At 54.4% G+C, this 21,815-nt stretch carries 11 protein-coding genes; 6 read left to right on the forward strand and 5 right to left on the reverse strand.

The features are described 5' to 3' along the window. Window positions 1-71 precede the first annotated feature (71 nt). Window positions 72-1,127, reverse strand: coding sequence for a DUF1559 domain-containing protein (locus SH287x_RS19810; RefSeq protein ID WP_479516133.1), 1,056 nt, complete (start codon window positions 1,125-1,127; stop codon window positions 72-74). A gap of 385 nt (window positions 1,128-1,512) precedes the next feature. Then, window positions 1,513-2,520, reverse strand: coding sequence for a DUF1559 domain-containing protein (locus SH287x_RS19815; protein ID WP_479516134.1), 1,008 nt, complete (start codon window positions 2,518-2,520; stop codon window positions 1,513-1,515). A 580-nt stretch (window positions 2,521-3,100) separates the two neighbouring features. On the opposite strand from SH287x_RS19815, the gene SH287x_RS19820 reads away from it, so the two are divergent. Both SH287x_RS19820 and SH287x_RS19825 read left to right on the forward strand, forming a co-directional pair. Next, window positions 3,101-6,712: a hypothetical protein gene (locus tag SH287x_RS19820; protein WP_479516135.1), complete on the forward strand. Its 3,612-nt coding sequence runs from the start codon at window positions 3,101-3,103 to the stop codon at window positions 6,710-6,712. Between the two features lie 195 nt (window positions 6,713-6,907). Continuing rightward, window positions 6,908-15,658: a hypothetical protein gene (locus SH287x_RS19825; RefSeq protein ID WP_479516136.1), complete on the forward strand. Its 8,751-nt coding sequence runs from the start codon at window positions 6,908-6,910 to the stop codon at window positions 15,656-15,658. Window positions 15,659-15,678: 20 nt separating this feature from the next. Here the strand turns inward: SH287x_RS19825 and SH287x_RS19830 are convergent, their stop codons facing one another. From SH287x_RS19830 to SH287x_RS19840, 3 genes are all read right to left on the reverse strand, one after another. Continuing rightward, window positions 15,679-17,298, reverse strand: coding sequence for a serine/threonine-protein kinase (locus SH287x_RS19830; RefSeq protein WP_479516137.1), 1,620 nt, complete (start codon window positions 17,296-17,298; stop codon window positions 15,679-15,681). 269 nt (window positions 17,299-17,567) lie between these two features. Then, a complete protein-coding gene (locus SH287x_RS19835) occupies window positions 17,568-18,761 on the reverse strand; it encodes a FliM/FliN family flagellar motor switch protein (RefSeq protein ID WP_479516138.1) in 1,194 nt (397 codons plus the stop codon). Between the two features lie 818 nt (window positions 18,762-19,579). Further along, a complete protein-coding gene (locus SH287x_RS19840; protein ID WP_479516139.1) occupies window positions 19,580-19,909 on the reverse strand; it encodes a hypothetical protein in 330 nt (109 codons plus the stop codon). Window positions 19,910-19,943: 34 nt separating this feature from the next. On the opposite strand from SH287x_RS19840, the gene SH287x_RS19845 reads away from it, so the two are divergent. The 4 genes from SH287x_RS19845 to SH287x_RS19860 all read left to right on the forward strand — a co-directional run bounded on the left by SH287x_RS19845 (window position 19,944) and on the right by SH287x_RS19860 (window position 21,698). After that, window positions 19,944-20,108, forward strand: coding sequence for a hypothetical protein (locus tag SH287x_RS19845; protein WP_479516140.1), 165 nt, complete (start codon window positions 19,944-19,946; stop codon window positions 20,106-20,108). Window positions 20,109-20,370: 262 nt separating this feature from the next. Beyond that, window positions 20,371-20,772 (forward strand): hypothetical protein, encoded by a 402-nt coding sequence (locus SH287x_RS19850; protein ID WP_479516141.1) that lies wholly within the window; start codon window positions 20,371-20,373, stop codon window positions 20,770-20,772. Window positions 20,773-20,812: 40 nt separating this feature from the next. Continuing rightward, a complete protein-coding gene (locus SH287x_RS19855) occupies window positions 20,813-21,328 on the forward strand; it encodes a helix-turn-helix domain-containing protein (protein ID WP_479516142.1) in 516 nt (171 codons plus the stop codon). Further along, entirely contained in the window at window positions 21,303-21,698 is a 396-nt protein-coding gene (locus SH287x_RS19860; RefSeq protein ID WP_479516144.1) for a VOC family protein, read from the forward strand. The genes SH287x_RS19855 and SH287x_RS19860 overlap by 26 nt, the downstream gene beginning before the upstream one ends. Window positions 21,699-21,815: the final 117 nt, after the last annotated feature.

Raw genomic sequence — 21,815 nt, forward strand, 5'->3', positions numbered from 1 at the left:
CTGGGATCATGGCCAGTGAACTCAAGTGACCACAGTCATATCGATTCCCGATGATCCCGTTTCCATGTCCTTTAGAAATCCCCCACAATCGGTTCCCCAGTGGCAGCGGTTCGCGTGCCCAAGGCCCGCCAGATGCGATTGTCAATGTTTTCGCTGACCGTACGAACAGACCCATCCATCATGGCCGCATTGACGATCCCTTCATGCCAGCTTCTTGAAACAATGACAGCATAGGTCGGCGAGCCAGCATTGCCATCGCGCCCTTCCTGCCAGGAGTTGTAGTCTGCGTCGTAGGTGATGCCGCCGCTTGCATAAGGCACATTGGTGTTGGGATTCAAACAGGTGGTGAATCCGGCATGGTGGACGCGACCATCAGTCCATTCGGTATGGCCGGTGTCAGTTTTGAAATCGGTCCCCTGTGCGACATAGTTGGCCGCTTCTGTGGCGGTTGAAGGGGGAGTGGCTGTGGGTGTCCCGCCATTGCGATTATAGGCCGTCCAGGCTTTCACTTCTGAGGCCAACAGCGTGTTGCTGGTTCCATCTGTGAAAGCCGCCATGCTGAGTTTGGCATTGGGAAAGAACGCCCCGTTGCCGCCGCTGTTATCTTCCGGGTTATAGATAAACCATGTTCCGTAGTTGAACCCGTAAGTCGTTGGGTAAAGATTCGGTCGAGGCTGGCCGCCACTGGGGCCAGGATTGCGAATCTGGTCTGACTTGGGATCGCTCGGGCAGGAATAAACAGGCACTTTCAGACCATCCAACACCATCTGAAAGTCCCAACCCTGCGTCAGATTCACCTTGTTAAACAGGGTGGCCTGATCAAGGAATGGGAGCAGCCTTCCATGCACCGACCATGAGCCGTTGTTTCCTGTTGAAGAGACTGACAAATCAATACAGGCACTGGGAGGGAGCACGTTCATACTGCTGACATAGTTATGGACGGCCAGCCCCAGTTGCTTGAGGTGATTTTTGCACTGTGTCCTGCGGGCCGCTTCCCGGGCCTGCTGAACGGCGGGGAGCAGCAAGGCTATCAGAATCGCAATAATGGCGATGACCACCAGTAACTCGATTAACGTGAAGGCATTCCGGTGGCTATTCACTCGGCGGTGATTGGCGGGAATCGGCATGGAGGACACTTTCAACAGAGGGGCAACCCGGACGTTCAACGACAAATATTCATCGCAAACGACGCGAGATAACGAGTTCGTTATTTGCCTTAGCAGTTTCGATACCACTGTAGAAAATGAACTTCTGTTCTCGTTTTCTCTTTGTTTCTTAAGGCTTTTTCAGTTTTTGATAGCTGCCTTGCAAAGTATGTGTTTGTCGCAAAAAACAACGAGATGTCGCGCGATGAGACACTTTGTTGTTCTGGGAATCGACTGGCGTTAACTCGCCACACATTCAAAAGAGTGATGTTTCTTTAGGATATTAGTGACTGAGAACTTCAGTGACTGAGATCTGTGTTGAGAGGAGAGACAAATGATGAGCCAGAAGTCATGTGGCTTCCAGTTGCTAAAACTCCCCGATCGTTTCACCGCCTGCGCGAGTGCTGAGATTTCGCCAGAGGACATTGTCGATGTTTTCACTGATGGTTTTCACACCGCCATCCATCAGCACGCTGTTCACAATTCCTGTATGAAAACTGCGAGAGGTTATGGCTGCGTAGGTGATAACGGTTGCTGATGTCCCGTCTTGCATGCTTGTCCAATCGCAGTCCGTTGCATCGACACTATTGACGATGCATTTGACCTTGGCGTTAGGGTTGAACGTGGCTGTGAACCCCGAATGGTGGACTTGGCCATTGGCCCATTCGGTATGCTCTGTATCCTTCTGATTGCCACCTGTTGCCGTCATATAGGCTTCAACGGTGCTTGGATAAGAAGGAATCGTGGTGACAGTCGGCGTGGTATTGCGATGGTAAGGAGTCCATGCCTTCACTTCAGAGGCCATGAGTGTATTGCTGGTGCCATCGCTATTCGCAGCAAAGGTGATTCTGGCATTGGGGGCGAACATCCCGTCTCCTCCTTTGCCGGTGTTCGGATCATAGACCTGCCATGTCCCATAATTTACTCCATATGTCGTGGGGCAGAGCTTAGGTGAAGTATCAGTGCGGGTGACACCGGCCCGAGGGTCACTGGGACAGACATAGGACGGGATGCGCAAGCCATCAATCGCCATTTGCCCAGACCATGCCCTGGAAAGGTCGATCTGATTGAACAGATTCCCTTGATCCAGATAGGGCAGAATCCGGCCGTGTACTGACCATGACCCCACGCCTGACCCCGGAATGAAAGTGGCCGCAGGGGGAACCTGCCCAAAGACATCTGCGTAGTTGTGCACCGCCAACCCGAATTGCTTGAGATTGTTTTTGCATTGTGTCCGCCGGGCGGCTTCTCTTGCCTGTTGGACGGCGGGGAGAAGCAGAGCGATCAGAATGGCGATAATGGCAATGACTACCAGTAATTCAATGAGTGTAAACCCTCTTTTGAGTTCGCAATGATTCGTCTCTGTTTTGCTCATACAGCGGCCCGATTCCCAGATGAAGTGAAGGATGACGCCGTGTGGTCGCCATGCATGCAGATTCTTGAACGCAATTTCAGTGCCATCATTGCCCCCCCAGGAAGCTGCGATGTCTTTACACAATTCTTGAACAAATCCGGCTTCCGGGGTCATTTTTGCGGAGAGTTTTGTGAGGCATTCCCGTCTTACCAGGGCGACCCCGTCTTTTCAGAACGACACGGAGTGGAATCTGTCATCAAACGTGAGAGGCGTCGCCCTATTGTCCCAAGTGTTATTGACCATGAGGCAGGTGCTTCTACCACCTTGTTTGTCTTGTCCCCGACGGCGGTCTCCTTTTCTTGATGAGTTCTTCGTCGTAACTCGGTTCTAAAAAGCCAGCTTCACCTCTTGCCAGAAATTTGAGAGGCGATTCACAGCCGTCCATTTCAGCTATGTTACGCGCAGCGTTCAGTCGCTATATTTGCGCCAATCGTTACGAGCAACCCAGCTATCCCAGAGTTTCAGCAGCCGATCACGCTTGAGCCTTATCATCAGGTGGCGAACCATTTGATGGGGTTTGCCTCATCGCAGAAAGTCAACCATGCGACAGCCGTTTTCCATACTGTTATTGATGGTCGCCGCTTTTATGGCAGGCAAGCCGTCGGATCAGGGAGGGCGTATTCCGGGAACCAGACCTTCCAGCGGTCGGGTCATGGCACAAGAAGGATCTCCCCCCGCCAATGCACTGGCTCCGGATGGCAAGGTCGCTGATCCTCTGATGCAGCGCTGGATCTATATCCCTTACCAGAACCTCAAGCAGGTTTGGGGGAAGAATGATGCCACTGTCGCGTTACCGCTGTATGAATATCTCGACCTTTGGAACCGTGCGAATCAGCAACGATTAAAGCCCGGTGAAACCCCACCCGTGGCAGCCGTGGTGTCAGAAGCCCGGTATACCGCCAAGGTTGAAAAAGAGACTGTTCGTCTGGATGCCCAGCTCAAAGTTCTTTCGTTGAATCCGGGATGGGCCGTCTTGCCGATTTCGTTTGGCGATGCCGCCATCGGAAAAGTCTCTTCCAGCACCAACAAGGTGCTCCTGCAAGGGTTGGGAAAAGGGAAGCTGGCACTTCTGTTGCCAGAAGCGGGAGAGCATGTTGTCAATCTGGAACTGGTGACACGGATCACGGTTTCGCCAGATGGTCGACGGTTTGATTTGCAGTTGCCGACCGCAGGCATTGCCAGTCTGGAACTGACGATCCCCGAAGCTGATCAGATGGTGGAGTTCACGCCAGCCACGGCCATTGAATCATTGGCCGGTGCACCAGGGGCCAAAGAAACTCGTCTCAGAGCCAATCTGGGGGCTACTGATTCTCTGAAAGTCAACTGGCATCCTCGCGTGGGGACTCGCCCCGATATGGAGTTGTTGACCAGCGTAACAAACCTGACCAGCGTGCAGGTTCAGGATGGGCTTGTGCATACACACGCCCAATTGAAATATGAGGTTTTGCGTGGTCAGCTTGAATCCTTGAAGATTGTGGTGCCCACTGACCATCGCGTGCTGGATGTCACCTCTGATGTGCGGCTCCGTGAATGGAAGCTTTCCACGGAAGGAAAACAGCAGATCATTACCGTTTCGCTGCTGGGTCGTGTTGATCGTCCTGCCACCATTCAGGTTCATACCGAACGAAGCGTGCCTGTGGAAAATTTCCATGTGGCGGGTCTGTCCGGAGAAGAAGCACGCGGGATTCATGCACTGGGCGTTCTGCGGGAAAGCGGTCAACTGGCCCTCTACAGCGGCCCGGAAACGAATCTGACGGTCGAAACCCAGCGAGGATTACAACGCACCGACGAGGCCAGTATCGCCACCTCGTTGCGTCATCCGGGAGCCACGTATTTCCGGTATTTCTCACCCGATTTTGATCTCGAATTGCGTGCCCGCCCCGTCGAGCCAAGGCTCACCATTCAACAGCAGTCCCAACTCACTTTCCGTGATGAACAATTACGTCTGGTGGCCAAGCTGGATTATACCATCGAGCGAGCCGGTCTCTTTGAAATTCGGCTGGGCTTGCCCGAAGGCTTCACGGTCGAAAACGTCTCGACTAATGGCATGAAGCAGTTCGATGTCAATGAAGCGACTCAAGAACTGGTCGTGCAGTTCACCGAGAAGCGTCTGGGGAATCTTTCGGTGACAGTCACCGGCTTTGTTCCCTGGCAGGATGGCGGGACACCCCGAGCGATTCCATTGCTGGCACCACAATCGGCGGAAGTGGAAAACGGCCAGGTTTCCATCCTGGCCCCCGAAGCCATTGAAGTCATTACGGATATCGAGAAGGTTGTCTCGGCTCAGCCTGATTCCAGCGTTCCGGCAACTCAAAATGGATTGGCCCGTCTCGTTTCCGCCTGGCAGTACCAGCAGCGACCGGTGGTCATTCCTGTCTCAACGATCCGCAAACCAACCCGCCTGACTGCCAATGTTTTCACGCGGCTTGATGTCCGGCAAGGACAGATTCGCAACGAATCAACGGTCAAATTTCTGGTGGAATATGCCGGGTTGTCAACATTCCGTTTTCAGGTTCCTGAAAGTGTCGCAGGAAGTGTTCAAATCAGCTCAGCGAGTGAAACGGCAATCAAGCAGAAAACTCGTGATGACGCGGCAGTGGATGGTTGGGTGACATGGACAGTGGTGCTTCAACGGGAAGTGTCAGGGTCACAGGCTTTTAATGTCTCGTTTGATGTGTCGCCTCAAGCGGGAGGGACAGCCGAAGAACGGGCCAGTTTCGGGTTGGTGAGGGTTATTGATTCACCGGCTCCGGGGAGTCGCGCCAAAGCCACAGGCAAGCCGGATGACGAGAGTGAAGAAGTTGCCGCAGAACCCGTTCCGCTGGCGACTGTCGCGATCACCCGTGTTGTGGGTGAAGTGGCTGTGACAAAAGATCGCGCGTTGGCCGTTGATGCCAGTGCCGCGGGTGGAGATGTGGAAACACTCGATACGCGTGAGCTTTCAACACCAGTCGCTGAAGGATTTACGGCTTTCCGCTATTTCCGTCAGCCGGTGGAAATGACCATTCGCAGTAACAAGCTCGATGTCCAGGGTGTCGTGCAGACGGTGATTTCCCGGGGACTGATCGAGGTCGTTGTTGATAAGTCCGGTGTCTCGACCTACCGTGCCCGGTATGCCGTAAAGAGCAGCGAACGCCAGCGGTTGCGAATCGATCTTCCCGGTGATGCTCAGCCCCTGGGAGCAGCGATTGGCGACCGGCCTGTGGCACTGGAAAAGACACCTGGCGCGTCAGAAAAAGGGCCTTACACAACCTGCTTTTTGAACGTCGCTCGTGCTACGGCAGCGGATGAACCATTCCCGGTGACCATTCTCTTCCGGCTGCCGCTTTCCCCCCGGCCTTTTGGAAGCAACGGTGGGCGGCTTCTCCTGCGTCTTCCCGTCTGGGGAGGAACCGAAGCCACAGGAATTGTGACTCAGCAATTGAAACTGGCGATCTGGGTTCCCGAAGAATACTCGCTGGTCGGTTCCCCCAGTGGCTACACACTTGAATCGCGCCGCAAATTCTCTGATCTCGTTCTCGCCCGTCGGCCCGCACCATTGGCGATGCAACCGCTGGACGATTGGATCGGGCAGCCAGCCAGCGGCATGTTCGATTTTCCGCGTGAAGGTCGTGGGACACTTTACAGCAAACTGGGGACTGCCAGCGAAATCTCTGTCGTCTGGTGGCGGCTCCCGTTCTATGCCTGGATTGCCACAGCGGCTTTGATTGTGGTCGCACTGGTTCTGAGACGAACGCCTCTGGAAAATAAACTGACAGTGCTGCTTCTCGCTGCCACCATTGCCGCCGCCTGTGCCCTGGCTGACGCCGATCTGGTGCTGCATGTTTCAGCGGCTGCGTTTTATGGTCTGGTGGTGATGATCATGATCTGGTTGATTGCGGAAATCGTGAATTGCAATCGCTCTCAATCTGTTCCGCCGGAATTGCCTTCGCAGGATCCTCTGACTCCCACACCACCTCCTGCCACTGTGACTCCCATCATGGTGGGAAGTGCTGCCACGATTGCGACAGTGGCTGGTTCAGAAGAAGCCACTCCTCATGAAGCTTCTTCAACAATCCATCCGGCTATCGAGCCAGATCGTCCGTTGTTACCGCCTGACAGCGGGTCTCCTGACGAGCCGCAAGATCATGAGAAGCCAGGCAACAATTCTTAACTTGGGATTGTCCTCAATCGGTTGGCCGGGATGCTGACTCCCTGAAAATGATCAGGCATCACCCGGCCAGCTTTCAGACAGATCCGGGAAAATTTTCATCGCCATTTCCGTCGTCACGGCCAATTCCGATTCCGCTGCGATACCGAATACTTACTGCAACAACGCTGCCGATATCAGCTGTCAGGAATACATACCATGCCGGTCGAATCTCTCCACCCGGTTGATTCATCCCCCTGCCAGGCATTCAGACCTCTCTCCATTCGAGGGAGTAGAGCCGCTGTCTGGTTGTCAGAGACCATGACGCGCACGTGGATGCTTTTGCCGACGTTGCGTGGGCTTGTTCTTCTCTTATTCTTCTGGCTGTGCGGGTCTTTGCTGATCTCTCCTGCGGGATCTCTCGCCGCTGCACAAGAAGTGATGTCAGAAAACGTGAAGACTCCCGTGGTTCAGCGTCAGGTCTTTGTGCCGATTGCTGATCTGCAGGCGGTGCTGGAATCGCAGAAGCGGGGCGTGCTGCTGACTCGTGAAGCCTATGAACAACTGGTCAAAGAGGCCGCCAAAAATTCACCCTCAGTCGCACCACCTCTTGGACAGGTCATCACTCGGGGAACGGCTGCTGCCACTTTGGATGGCTATATTCTGACGATTCAGTTGAAGATGGAGTTAGAACAACTGACCGCAGGCTGGGCGGAATGGAGTCTGGCCGATTTAGAGCGACTCTCCATTGAGTCGGCACGATTGAATGGCCAGCCGGCATTACTTTATCGGGAGTCGTCTGCTCCTGTTCCCCTCAATACAACACGCATGACTGAGCGTTCTGCCAATATTCCTCAGGTTACCGGGTTTCCTGCTGGCACGAACCCCGGCCCAGCCAATGGATCGCCGGGTGCTCCACTTCAACAGTCCAAAAAAATCGTACCTCCCACACCCGGTGGACTGAAACTGCTGACGGAAGGAGTGGGGACGCATTCGTTAGAACTCACATTAACCACGCCGATTGTGGCGGCGGGAAGTGATCAGGTAGCAGCCTTCACACTGCCAGCCGTTCCCGCGGGAGAATTCACGTTAACCCTGCCTCCTAAAAAACAACTGGTCTCCTCGGGGGTCATTCAAGAGCGGCGTCAACCGTTGTCTGAAGCCAATGAATATCGCCTCCCCTTCGGTGGGCAGGGGAAATTTCAACTCCGAATGACCGAGCGGGCCGAAACCAAAGTGAGCGATGCCATGGTCTTTGCCAGCACCGCTTATGGAGTGGTCAGCAGCCCGGGAGAAGTCACCTGGCAGACGGTCACCAGCTTACAGGTCTTTGGCCGGGCGATTGATCGTCTGGAACTTTCGGTCCCTGCCCCTCTGGAAATTGCAGCGATCGAAGCCACAGGATTGGAAGCCTGGACGTTGTCCGATGACCCCGAGATTCCCGGCCGGACAAAAATGTCACTCCAGTTTTCACAGCCCTTTGAAGGCCAGCGCTCGATTTCAATTCGCGGGGTGATGCCTCAGTCGAAAAATGAAGCCTGGCAAGTCCCTCCCCTGAAGATTCAGGGAGTGACCAATCATGTAGGGAAGCTGATCGTCCGGCATCCCGCTGAAGTGCGATTGCGAGTGGTCTCCGATGTCGGCGTGCGCCGCAGCGAAAGCATCATTCCCGAAGCTTCTCATCTGGCCAATACTCCCGTGCCGCCCAACTCTGGTGCGACACAAACCTCTTTACAATACGAGATCTGGCGGGAAGATTTTGATCTGAGTTTTCTGACAGAACCCAAGGCCCGCGAACTCAGTACCGCCATTGCCATGGTGCTGGAAGTTTCAACCCGAGGGATCGAGTTATCGACAAGTGTGATCGTGGAAACCCGTTTTGTTTCCCTGTTTGATCTGGAGTTTGATCTCCCCGCCGAGTGGTCATTGATTTCGGCCAGTACGGCGGAAGGTGCCAACCTGACGTGGCAGACTCTTCCCGGTGAAGCGGGAGTCAATCGCATCCGGATTGCACTGGATCGACCAGTGACTCCCGGAGAAAGACGATCCATTCGCTTTACCGCCCGGCAACTGGTGGAAGGTTGGCCCGTCGAAGAAAATGCCCCGGTCTCCCTCGTGTTGCCGTCTCTTCCGATTCCCGAATCCACACTGACCGAAACCGCGCTGGTGGTGCGAGCCGAGGATGATCAGGATGTCGCCATTAACAACTTGACAGGGGCCGATCTGGTGCCTCTCAAAGCGGATGACGAGCGGCTCCGGCTTCAATCACAGGTCAGCAACTGGAAAGGGACGCTGACGATCTCTCGCCGCCCTTCCCGCTGGAGCACTCAAGGGCTTACCGGTTGGCGACTGGATCAACAATCGATGACGGCGTTCGTTTCAGTCACCATCGATGTGCGTGGAGGCGGGATTCGTCAACTCATGCTGACCTTGCCGGAAAGCACAGGGACGAACCTGCGTTTTGACATGAGCGGAGCAGGTCGACGAATCGTCGAACAGAAGGCCGGCCCGGTGATTCAAGGACGTCAACTCTGGTTGATTCGATTTGAAGAACGCGCTCGGGGCCTGTTGAATCTCTTTGCCACCATCGAGCAACCCCGGCCAGACTCAGAAACGTTTGAAGTCCCCGAGTTGCGAGTGGTCGATTCTCAATTGCACAGCGGCTTTATTGCTTTAGAAGCGGGTTCCGAACAAAAATTAACGATCACAGCGAACAGTGCTGACGGGGCGTCTTTGAAAGAAGCCGATGTGCTGGATCTCCCCGCTTCAAGGTGGCAGCCTCGTGAACGTTTAGTGGCTCTCTATGAAACGTTGTCCGAAGGAGCCAAGGTCGTTGTGGGCGAGCAGCGTTTTGAACGGGTCGGCTTACCCAGCGCAATCTGCCGTCTCCTTCAAATTGATTCCCATTTGCCACGCAATGGAGCTTCACAGCATCAGGCTACGTACTTTCTGCGTGCTGCGAACGTTCAAAATCTGAAGATTCAGCTGCCTCCTGACGGGCGACTCTGGGCGGTCGCTGTCGATGGTCAGGCTGTGGAAGCCCGGCGTGCTGAACATGGCTTTCTTGTCCCTCTTCCGGTCAATGTCACGCGGTCAGCAGTGACGGCAGACTGTGTGGTCAAGATTTATTATGAAACAGGTGCCCCAACGGCTGATTCTCCGGCAGCCGCTACCCATCCCACCAGCCTGGAACGCGGCGGAGATTTCAAAGGGCAGATCCCTGCTCTCAGCGTGGTGACTCCCAGCAGCACTGTGGAAGCGGTAGAAATTCTGGAACAGTCATGGACGGTTCATTATCCCGAAAATCTGCTGCTGGTCAGGCAAGCCGGCTTGCTTGAAGCCACGACTCCTCTGGATCAACCGGGGGGACTGGTGAAGTGGAAACATCTCTTTCAGCAGCCAAGCTGGGGACGGGTGATCCCTCTGTTGTTGCTCGCAGGCGTGACACTTCTGGTGACCGTGCTGGCTTGCTCGGTTCATCGAAATGCCGGCTTCTGGGGATATGCGGGAGGGAGCGGCATTCTGCTGACGGGGCTTTTGTTACTGGTGTGTGTCGTCCCCTGGCTCCTCATGCCTCGTGTTCAAAGAAACGTGTCGGTGAGTTCTGTCGGTTCCTCCGTCGGGGATTTTGACGTCGCATTCTCAACATCAGAAACCGCTGGTCGTCAACCATCACGTCCGCTGGCCTCGCCCGCTCCTCAGGGAATGATCTCGATGCCACAATCAAAAGCAGGTTTTGAGAACAGCGGCGAGTCCACCGCGAAAGCAGCCACTCCGAGATCGCTGAGGCGGCTCTCAAAAGGGGAAATCCCGGAGGAAATTCTCATCGAGCAGGGTAAGAAACTCAGTGAAGGGAATCATTTTGTATTCTCACCCCCTCCTGCCGCTCCGATGGCTGCGACAGCTCCCACTATACCGACTCCTTCATTGGCTGTTCCCGCTGAGAAGGCCATGGATCATCTCTCCGATGCGCGTGACAGAAAATCACAGAGTGGCGATGCGCCGGTTGCGGGCCAACCACAATCAGGTTTCGATCAACCCGCCGATCCCATCATCGCCGGTGAAGAACGAGAGATTCTGGCAGAACAAAAGGTTCTGTTGGCGGATCGACAAGCCGGGAAAGCCCGCTTGTCACTGGCGATGGATTGGCAGACACCTGCGGGGATGCGTTCCAAGGAGTTTCGTTATATCGGCACTGATTCTGGAACCATCGATTCGGGAACCATTGGCTCTGAAACCACAGATTCCAGAGTCCACAGCGATCGGCCCGCGTCGCTTCAATTGGGCTACATCGATCAGCAACGAACCTGGATGTGGGGACGCTGGATCTTCTGTATGGGAGCACTCATGGCCTGGTTTTTCCGTTCGATCAAGACCCGGACAAAACTGATGATTGTGGGCGTGGGGCTGCCGTTGGTGATTGGATTAACCGGGCTGATTTCCGCGAACGGACAACTCTGGCTGGATGGAATGTTTCTCGCGATCACAGCCGCCGGGATGATCTGGCTGGGCGTGCTGCTCTTTTCGCTCTGTGACTGCGCGTTGTCCTGCTGTTGTCGCCACCTGCCACGACGTGCGGTTCCGCTGGCCTTATTCTTCCTCGCCTGTGAACTGCTTGGTGGCGGTGAAACTCGCCTCGGGTGGGGAGTCACTCAGGCACAGGATCAACCCGCTTCCGTTCAAGGAACATCGGTTCCACCGGCGGCTGGTCGAGCAATTTTCCCTCAGCCGCCAGGTTCACGGGTTGAGCAGACGGTGATTCCTCTGGACTCCAGCAGTGTTCCCGATGCCGCCGCCCTGGCGGAAAGCAATCAGGTTTTTATCCCGGCTGAAAAGTATCTCGAGCTTTATCTCAAGGCTCATCCTGAACAGCGGCCATCCGCTCAGGCGCCCACTCAAGGGGGCTTGGCTGATGTGCTGCTTGCAGTGGATCTGGTGGCAAAACCGGAGGCTCCTGCCGATCAACCTCCCGGAGAGAAAAGTCCCTGGACGCACAACGTCCGTCTCAAAGCACGGCTGGTGATTCTCTCTTACACTGACGAGCAATGGCTACAGTCTCTTCCCATCAGAGGTGTCACCTGGGAACAGGCCAAACTGGGAGATGCCATCGCTCCGCTGGTTCAACAAAACGGACAAACTCACATTGTCATCAGCAAAAAAGGCCCGATGATTCTTGATCTGGAAGCCATCATCGATCGGGCCTCATCTCCCGCAGCCGGTCAATTTCAATTCCAGCTTGATCCCCTGATTGGCGGGCGGTTGATGTGGACATTGCCCCGCGAAGGGCTGGCCATTCGGCTCAATGGTGCGACGACCGGCTTCCGCCTGTCACCACCTCGTGACAACCAGACCCGTACGGTGGATCTCTCCTTGTCGGGCTTGAAGGAAGTTGCCATGGCCTGGCAACCGGAAGGTGATCAGAATGTCGCCAATCGCACCATTACGTTGAATTCGCTGACAGCCGTCACGCTGGATGACACGGGACTGAAAGTCAGCACAGGGCTGGAATACCTCGTGCGACAAGGAAGTGTCATTGAACTGGAAATGAAAGTTCCTCCCGCGTTCAAAATTCAATCCGTCTCGGGGCCAGATGTGGGAAGCTGGGAACTGACCGGGGAAGATCCTGCAAGAAAGTTAAAAGTCTTCCTGAGGCGAAACGTCAGTGACACCACAAAACTGACTGTTGACGGATACCGGGATCTCTCCATTTCTGAGGAGGTCACTTCGCTATCGACGCCTCAACTCATTCCGTTGGGAGTCACCCATGAAACAGGAACATTAGGGATCTTCGCCGCGCGGCAACTCAATGTCCGCGTGGAGAGTGTCAGCCTGCTGACACAGATCGATGTCTCTCGGTTTACAGGCAACGTTCCTGTCAGCCGGTTGAGTGGGAATCCTCAGTTGGCTTACCGTTTTTCGGCTCGTCCGTTTGGTTTGGATCTGCGCGTTCAGCGTCAGCTTTCGCGAGTAACGGCAGAAGCGCAGCATGGCGTGCTGCTGCTCATGAATCGTCAGCAGCAGACCACACGTCTGGTGGCGCAGATCTCGGGGTCACCACGCGCCACAATGACATTCCGTTTGCCAGCCCACTGGCAGACGTTACGCGTCGAAAGTGCCGAACTCAGTGACTGGTTTGAAACCACCGTCGATGGTGAAAAGCGCCTGACAATCGAATGGCGAACCCCGCGTGAGGGACAGGTAGAAATTGTTCTCGCAGGGACAGTGGTGAGTCTTTCCACCAACGAAGGGAATGCTGGAACAGAGTCGCTCCCGCTGGATCTTCCCGAAGTGTTGAATGTTGAGCGGTTGAGTTCGCAATTGGCTGTCTGGACGACCCCCAATCTGATGGCACGTTTTGTTGATCCCCGCACGTGGCGATCGATTGATGTCGCGGCTCTCAAGCCGGGATTATTGAACCTTAAAGACAAGCAGCCTCCTCAATTGGCGTTTGTGTCGGATGCCCGCACCAACGAGCCGATTCTGCTCAACGTGACCCGATGGGAGCCGCAGATCTCTGGTCAGTCCTTGAGTGTGGTCAGTGTGACAGATGGTTCCATTGCGCATTCTCTGTTGCTGAACTGGCAGATCGGCCTGGCGCCGGTCGAGACACTGGCCGTCTCCGCCAGCCCGGAATTTGCGGGGAAGCTGGAGTTTCAGGGGCCGGAAATTCGAGCCGTCGCGACATCGAAGGGGGCCGATGGTCGTCCGGTCTGGACGATCTCGCTCCGTACGCCAGCCCAAGGCAGCCTGTCACTTTCTGGCACAGCAACGACCGAATTTACCAAGTCGATCGTGTTATCCCCCGGCTTACGATTTGAACCCTTGATCCAGGGGAAACCTGTCGAAGCTGGGAAAACTCCACCCGCCGCGATTTCTCAATCTCACTTTGTTTTGTTACTGAATCCTTCGCGCAGTTTGCTCACACGGACAGAGCCTGAGCAAGCCGAGGCGGTCACTCGTGATGATGTCCGCCTGAAGGTTGGCGAAGATTTACTTGCCAGAGCGGCGGAGTTCCTGCGGGTGAAAACTCCGGGAACATCGTTGATCTGGAATGCTCAGTTACTGTCTCAAACCCGTCTGGCGGCGGCGAGTGTCAATCTGGCTGACCTGACAACCATCGTGGCGCGAGACGGGACTTATCGGACGCGAGTGGCGTATTTGCTCAAGAATCGTTCCCGCCAGTTTCTGGCACTCACCTTTCCTCCAGAATCACGTCTGCTGAGCGTGCTGGTGAATGGAATGCCTTCCCGTGCTGTTGAAACTTCACAAGGTGATCAGAAATTCCAACTGATTGCTCTCCCCCGTACGAGTGCCGCCGATCTGTCGCTGACGGTCACGGTCACGATTTCAGGGAGGCTTTCCCGACGATTACCCGCACTGCGCGGATGGCGGGCCACTCAGGTGGATATTCCTGCTCCGCAAGTGGTCGGGCCGGAACTGGATGAGTTACTGGGAATTCCCGTGGCACGCACCCGTTGGGCTGTCCACATGCCCGAAGATCTGTCGGCGACGGGATTGGCGGATACGAATCGGAACAATCTCAATTCTGCCACAGAGGTTCAATCCGAACTGACTTTGCAACAGGCCCGTTTGCAGGAATTGAGCGATCTGATCTCTGTCGCCAACAATTCCGCCAACCTTCAGCTTCAGGCTCAATCACTGGCCAATGGGGCCTTTTTGAAGTCGGTCTTGACCGATGGTGAAAACTATCGGGGGCGATACCTCGGCAAAGACGATGCCGCGGTGGATGAATACCAGTCAACGTTGAATACAACACGCGTTCAACTGGAACAGTTGCAACGCAAGTTCGACGATAAAGTGACCCGGTATTCCACCCCTTCCGATCCGCTCTCCCGGGCGAATGGTGCTCAGGAGTGGTTTGATCAGGATAGTGAGGGCGTTCTTGAAGCACGTAACAATGCTCTGCAGATTATCGCCGAGAATCGATCTTCGACGAGAAGTGGAAACCAGCAGACCGTCGAATCGTTCGGATTCGCTCTCGTTCCCACCTCGGAGTTCAAAGGGGGAGCCTCACGTAAGGAAAACGGGAAGCTCAAGCAACAGGTGGCCCAGGAGTTTGATGCTCGCCGGCAATATCAGGCGTTTAACGATCAACAACTGGAAGCACTTTCTGAAGTGTCTCGATCCAAACGGCAGTCTGATCAGAATGGGGTTGAGGGATTCATCGCAACAAAGTCCCTCAATGAAGCAGAGCTTCAGAACCGACGTTCACAAGGCCTCAACCTTCCCCAAAAAAGCTTTGGAACACAGGAACGAGCAACACAAAACGACCTGTCGTTTCGTCAGGGAGATCTTATTGTGGGGGGAGCGATGGTCAAACCTCCTGCTCAAATGCTTTCAGGGCGCCCCGGCCCCATGGTTGATGGGCCTGGGCCAGGTGTCATATCCCCCTGGAATTTGGGATTGGCGTCAGATGGTGTTGCCGCTAATGGAGGTGGTGAGAACGGTGGTCTGGGCGGCGGTAGGGGAGTTGGCTTGAGAAGTGGTGGTGCAGCAGATCCTCATTTTGGACGTCAGGTTGCAGGGGGCAATGGGCTTGTGGCAACTCGCGAGGCGCTGTCGGCCGGAACTTCTCAACAGGGACTGTCTGTCGAAGCTGAGCTTCCTTCAGGTGGCCGGACATTCCTGTTCTCAAAGGCAGGGGGTGATGCCCGTCTCGCTCTGGATGTTGTTCCTTCTGGTCGCAGTACCTCGCTGTGGAGTTGGGGCTGGCTGGCGATTTGTCTGGTTGTTGTGGCCTGGGTGCTGACCAGGCTTTCCCCCGCTTCAGGAAACGGGTGGGAACTTCTGCTCACCGCGATGCTCGTTGTGATTTTTGCCGCAGCGATCCTCGTTTTGCCTGCGGGATGGATAACCGTGATCGCAGTGGTGTTGTTTGCTGCCAGCGTTGTTCAACTTGTCCTGCTGGCCTTCCGCCGTAAATCACTGCATACGACTGCGGCAGCTTGATGATCACGCTTTTGTGATGTCTACCCCTGGAGCTTTTCGAGAAAGGGCAGATAGCCCCGTAGTGTTGGCAAAAGGAGATAAATGCCATAGCCCGCAGCGGCAATCAGTCCCAACCAGACCAGCAGACTGACCCAGCCCAGGGCGCCTGAGAAAATCGCCTGTATTTTCCGGGTGAATTTTCGCCACTGCTGCTGGCGGTCAATCTGGGCATAGATCGCCTGCATGTCACGTCCTTTTTTATCCGCCTCCTGCTTGACCAGTAACCCTTGAATGGCGTTTTCAAATTCCGGGAGCTGGGCAATGGGAAGCACCGATGACGAACCAGGTTTCTTGACCTTGGCTCTCTGATCAATGATCCCGGCTTTGATTCCCTTCAAAATCGCCGCCGCAGTCATCTTGGCAGCACTGGGCTTTCCCTGAGCATCAATAAACTGAATGGCATAGACCAGATCCCCCTGAGCCGCCAGCTTTTGATGCTGAGCGTCTTCGGCAGAACTGCGGCTGACGACTGGGACGGCTTTGGTGTTGGTCATTGGCTGGTGCACACTGGTGGTTGTCGCGGCACTGACCGCTTTATCACTTCCAGCGATGAAGCTCAGCGAACGATTCTCCAACCCCAGTGAGGACAGGTGCCGGATCACTTCTTCAAAGTTCTTGAATCGTTGTTCCGGCGAAGCGGCCATCATTTTATCGATGATCAGATCCAGCTTCTCCGGGATCTCAGGGTTGGATTTTTTTGCGGGGGGAAACTTTCCCTGCTCCTTATTCATGATCAGTTCAATGGTGGTGTTCCCGCCGAAGGGGAGTTTTCCGGTAAGGAAATGATAGAGCGTGACTCCCAGGGCATAGATATCAGAACGACCATCGACATGCTTGGCGTTACGGGCTTGCTCAGGAGCCATGTAATAGGGCGTTCCCAAGCCCGTTCCACTTTGAGTCAAAGAGTTGTCTTCGTCATCCATGGCCTTGGCCAGGCCAAAGTCAGCCACTTTCACCTGCCCTCTGGCGGTGAGCATGATGTTGTCGGGCTTGATATCGCGATGCACCATGTTCATGGCATGGGCATGGTGCATCGCCTCGGCACATCTTAAGGTGACGTGGATGGCATCACCGATCGACAGGCGGCCCAGCGTTTCCATCCATGACTGCATGCTCTTGCCGTCAATGAATTCCATGGCCACAAAATGGACGCCATGATCCTGATCAACGGCATAAACCCGAACGGCGTTGGGATGGTCAATTTTGGCCATCGAACGGGCTTCACGATAGAAGCGTTTAACGAAGTCTTCTTTCCCCGAGAGCTTCCTGGACAGAACCTTGATAGCCGCCTTTCGGTCGAGGCTATCCTGATGAGCGAGAAAGACTTCGCCCATCCCTCCTTCGCCCAACTTGCGGATCAATCGAAAGTCGCCCAGTTGAGTCAGCTTGGGAGAGCTTCCAGCCGGCTTTCCTGAAGCAGGATCGTTTGGCTTGGCATGACCAGTCACAGCAGGCGAATTTGCCACCTGATCGATCACGGTTGCGGAGGGAATCTCGGTTCCTGTGGGATCGTGGAGTCCGGCGTCAGTCCCGATCAATGTCTTGTCAGGCTCTCCAGAGGTGCCTTCAGACGCGGAACCACCAGTGCTCAAAGCATTCATAACATCAGCCCACTTGACGAAGTTCAGCGACGCGACAGGATTGACCTTTCTAATGCGAATCGTTGAGTGCCCGCAGTAGAAACGGGCGCATTATGTTCAGGTTTCTCACCCGGCACCAAAGAATCTTCGAGGGATCGACCGCAGATTTCGAGATTTTTCATCTCCGCGAGACAGGCGGCTGATGTCACTGACCAGAAGCACGTCACCTTACGGAATCTCGAACGGCCGGCCATGGCAAGAACAACACAACTCATTCTGGCGACCGCTTTTCAATCGAGAATCAGGCTGCTGGGTTTTTCAGGTGGCGGCCCCAGGCGATTGATCTTCACGCCGAAATGCTCGCCGATTTTGACGGCTTCGCCCTGTGCGTACTGACGATTGCCGATGTAAATATCCAGCAGGTCTTCGCAGGGCTTGTTAAAGGTCACAAGTGCTCCCGGCCCCAGTTGAAGCAGAGCCGATAGAGGAACCCGTTTTTCCGCCAGACGAACGCTGAGCTGGACTTTAATTCCCGAGAGTCGCTTCAACATGTAATAGTTGTTGATCGCTGGTTCCCCTCCCGTGAACGGGTGGTTGTCAGGGAAATGCGATGGGATTTCAGTCGGGGTCTTTGTCGTCCGCACTGATTCATCGGCCAGTTGAGGAACCGAATACTCCACATCAGCAGAGATTGGGCGAGCCTGAGATGCTGCCGCCGCCTCCCAGGCGTCGTCCTCTGACGGGTCACTCTCGGAAGCCAATGGAGTCGCTGGCTGATCAGGGAGAGGTGCTGGCTTCATCAAAGGCAAGGGGGTGATCAGCAGGATCGCTGGCGGTTCAGCGGTTGACGAACCAAGGTCGCTTCCTTCAACGGGCTGAGTCACTTCCAGCAATGAGATTCCGGCACTGGCTAACGATTCGGGCAATTGGGGGATGGCATCGAGATAGGTTCCCAGCCGAGCCACTGTCACCGTGCGCGAGGTGTTGACTTCGATCGTCGGAGGAAGCAGAAGAATGGCCCATTCCTGAGCCAGCGTTTGCAATTTTGCTTCTTGTGTCGCATCAGGAGTGGCATACCAGCCGGGCAGGCCGACCAATTCTGGAATCAGCGCCAGCAGCCGTTGTCCTTCCCATTCCAATTCCACCACAAGTCCGGCAGCATCAAGTACCGGCCAGGCGGGTTCATTCGCTTCTGAATAAAGGCGATGGGGCAGCCAATCCAAAGGCGGATTGTTGAGTCGAAAAGTGGTTTCCAGCCCAGTGGCCCGCTGGAATGCTTGATTGATCGCGGTGAGTTGTGTTTCCAGATGGGCCAGCCAAGGCTTAACAAGTGAATCCTTCGTAGCCATTTCGCTGGAAATCGACGTTGCGGCGATCTCATCACCCACATTCTCAGTGCCATCAGCATTGTCAACAGGGGCCGCCCCTTCATCTTGAGGAGGGCGCGTTTCATCGACGGGTTCATTTGCCTCAGGTTCTGACATGGCATCCCGTCCTCAAGAGATCAATAAGGCAGACATCTCCCGCCCATTGATCGATATGCAGCCAACCTGCGATTGCGTGATTTGTATGCCCCACAGACACGTGCACACAGACTCGGTTTGGAAATTGACTGCTCGTCGTTTCTTTTCAGTATCGGCGAAGAAGTTGCCTAACTTTGACTAATCCGCATATTCAGAAAAGTCGATAGTTTCAATCATCGTGCAAAGAGCACGCCTTGGCTGTTTTCAGCTCAAAAATCGGCCAAATCTGCTGAATACGGTTTCTGGTTTTGAAATATTGAAGTCATCACCCTTTTTTCTGTATGGCGACCTGACTGTCAACCTGAAGACCGCTTGACCTCAACTTCAGGTTGTGGGAATGAGGTCATTCGATGGAGACAGGTCGTCAATGAATTCCCGTCAGCGGCTCATGTCAGAGAAACAATCGAGATCACCGCGTGGTCTGTGAGCCGGCCAGAATGGAGAAAAACATGATCCGCCGATCATTATTTTTTTGTTTGCTATCAATGGCAGGCTTGCTGGTCGTGAGCACGACTGGCTGCTCGTCAATCTTTCACGAATTACAACCCCACCGCCTCCACCGCCTCAACCGACAGCCCGCCCCGATGGTGGATCCCGAGTTCACCAGAACCGGCAGCGAACAAACGCCTGGCGCGTTTGTGTAAGCGATTGCTGTGCAGGGATAAAGCACAAGCAAACCCATCTTCAACCACCCTTCTGGCAACCTGACCAGGCTCTGAGCGTGACATAGAAAACCTCAGAAGAAACAAAGCCCAAGCCACCCTCATCAGGCAACAAGTTCAAATCCCGCCACTCCGACTATTTTTAGAAATGAGCCCTTCGGCGAGAACGTCGAAGGGCTTTCTCATTGTGGGGACTAGACTTATGTCGTCGAGGCGGCAGTTCAAACAGAGGATTTCGAGAATTCGACGCTTCACGGCGTAATCTGCTCTAACCCACTTCTGCCGAAGGACTTGCGAAACATCAAACGCTTTGACTGTAATGGTCGAAATTTCGAGGCAGGTGCGGGCCTTTCGTTCCAGATGCAGCAGCAATCGAGCCGCTTCATCCTTCAGCTTGGGGAACATCTCGGCGTAGGTCTGGTGATCGATTTCATCGTCGAGCCGCATCTTCGTGAGCTTGGCGACCGGCGAGAGGTATCTGTTGACCGTTATTGACGGCGATTCAAAACTGCCCCAATCTCACGTGGTTTTGGAGATTGGTCAGGGCTTTGTGGTGGTCAAGGATTTCACGGGGCTGAACGAGACCCTCATCTCGATCACTTCGGTAAAAACGGTCGTACATTTCAATGAGTTTGACCGCAAGTAATCAATGGCTTCGTGGTTCTATTGGCCGAAGGGCATTTTTGACGCCATTTTGACAGGAAGGGTGCCTTTTTCGAACGGTTGAGAAAAAATCGCAATGCCAATCCTGATAATCACTTGTGGATTACTGAGAAGCTGGCGTTTTATTTGACGGCCATTTGATGGGGAAGGCAAACAGGTCAGGATAGTCACTTTACTGACTATTCTTTAAAGGCTATAATTCATCTGGTCGAAGATCAAGACGGAAGACTTCGGAGACTAAACGAATGGAAGGAACTCCGTCGAAAGCAGAGCGGCTGGCTGAGTTCTTTCGGCGACTCGGTGAAGCAGGGGCCGCTTCGTCATTTGATGAGGCGTACCGGCTTCTCTGCTCGACGCTCGATCAGGTTGAGGACGAGATGAGCGGTCTACCGAACGAGCCAGAACGATGGATGACCTTGGATCGAATGTTTCCTCCACAATCGGATCGAATGTCGAGCGTCGAGGGCTGCGAAGTGAAGCGTTTCGACAACTTGAGGCACATCACGTACATCGCTGCGAATGGAGCCATCGAGATTCGGTCAAAACGTCGCAGAAATGGAGCTATCGAAGTTCTTTATTCAAAGGCTGGCTCGGATAGCCAAAATATCAACGGATTCTGTCCCAAACTTGCCAACGACAATCTCTAGCTTTTCGGTAACGGGCGCATACGAAATGGGAGTCACCCCAATGTCACCAGTCGATCAACTGAGCCAAGACCTCAAAACTCAATTCCCAGATGCCGAGATCGAAACTCGGAAGTCAGATGATCCGAATGGCTTCCAGTTCTTGAACCTGCTTGTTGGTGAGTTCGAGGTCGGCGTCGAGTGGAAGAAGGAACACGGCTTTGGGATTTCATCCTTCCATGATGACTCCTCGGCGAGTGAAGGACTGTTCGACTCTCCAAATGAATGGTACGCAACGGAGCAGGCAGCTTTCCACCGTGTCGCTTCGCTCGTCTTCGATCAACGAAGTACAAAGCCACGACAATTGAAGATTTCTGAGATTCGGCATGAACGGGGCATGTCGCAAGAGGCTTTATCCGAACAACTCAGCGTAAAGCAGGCAACGTATTCCAAGCTGGAGCGTCGCAAAGACGTGAAGGTCTCATCTTTGCGACAAGTCATTGAAGCAATGGGAGGCAAACTTCTCATTCAAGCCGTTTTTGCGGATACCAGAGATGTTCGAGAAATCAAATTTCAGTAATCGAGGCTTGGGACTGCTCGTGATCTTCTCGAAGGATATCGAGAAGTCCGTCACGTTCTATAAATCGCTTGGGCTGCGCTTTGAACGGCATTCTCACCCGCCTTGCGGAGATCATTTCGCCAGCATCGACGGTGATTGCGTTTTTGAAATCTGCCAAAATCGCAAAGGCCAGCAGGCGACTTCCTCGATGACTTTTGGCTTCCATGTGTCATGCGTTGACCAAGCCGTGGAAGAAGCGACGATGAATGGCGGCACTCTTAAACGAGAACCGCATTCGGCTGAATGGGGCCGATCTGCAACCGTGACCGACCCTGATGGCCATTGTGTGCTTCTGATGGAGAAGCCGATGATCGTTCACAAAGAGACCTGAATTGGTCTCAGCAAAGACGGCTGTGAATGGGCCTCTTCACGCCGCCAAAACGAGGCTTGTCGTGAGATGATTCCAGCCTTTGCAAGCGGCCAGAAAAAGTTCAAATGGCGTCTTGTT

The sequence above is a fragment of the Planctopirus sp. SH287 genome (assembly GCF_056500625.1).

What these genes read in the sequence shown, in the direction of transcription:
- SH287x_RS19810 (WP_479516133.1), bottom strand. Translation starts at nt 1,127, where the DNA reads ATGCCGATTCCCGCCAATCACCGCCGAGTGAATAGCCACCGGAATGCC.
- SH287x_RS19815 (WP_479516134.1), bottom strand. Translation starts at nt 2,520, where the DNA reads ATGAGCAAAACAGAGACGAATCATTGCGAACTCAAAAGAGGGTTTACA.
- SH287x_RS19820 (WP_479516135.1), top strand. Translation starts at nt 3,101, where the DNA reads ATGCGACAGCCGTTTTCCATACTGTTATTGATGGTCGCCGCTTTTATG.
- SH287x_RS19825 (WP_479516136.1), top strand. Translation starts at nt 6,908, where the DNA reads ATGCCGGTCGAATCTCTCCACCCGGTTGATTCATCCCCCTGCCAGGCA.
- SH287x_RS19830 (WP_479516137.1), bottom strand. Translation starts at nt 17,298, where the DNA reads ATGAATGCTTTGAGCACTGGTGGTTCCGCGTCTGAAGGCACCTCTGGA.
- SH287x_RS19835 (WP_479516138.1), bottom strand. Translation starts at nt 18,761, where the DNA reads ATGTCAGAACCTGAGGCAAATGAACCCGTCGATGAAACGCGCCCTCCT.
- SH287x_RS19840 (WP_479516139.1), bottom strand. Translation starts at nt 19,909, where the DNA reads ATGCGGCTCGACGATGAAATCGATCACCAGACCTACGCCGAGATGTTC.
- SH287x_RS19850 (WP_479516141.1), top strand. Translation starts at nt 20,371, where the DNA reads ATGGAAGGAACTCCGTCGAAAGCAGAGCGGCTGGCTGAGTTCTTTCGG.
- SH287x_RS19855 (WP_479516142.1), top strand. Translation starts at nt 20,813, where the DNA reads ATGTCACCAGTCGATCAACTGAGCCAAGACCTCAAAACTCAATTCCCA.
- SH287x_RS19860 (WP_479516144.1), top strand. Translation starts at nt 21,303, where the DNA reads ATGTTCGAGAAATCAAATTTCAGTAATCGAGGCTTGGGACTGCTCGTG.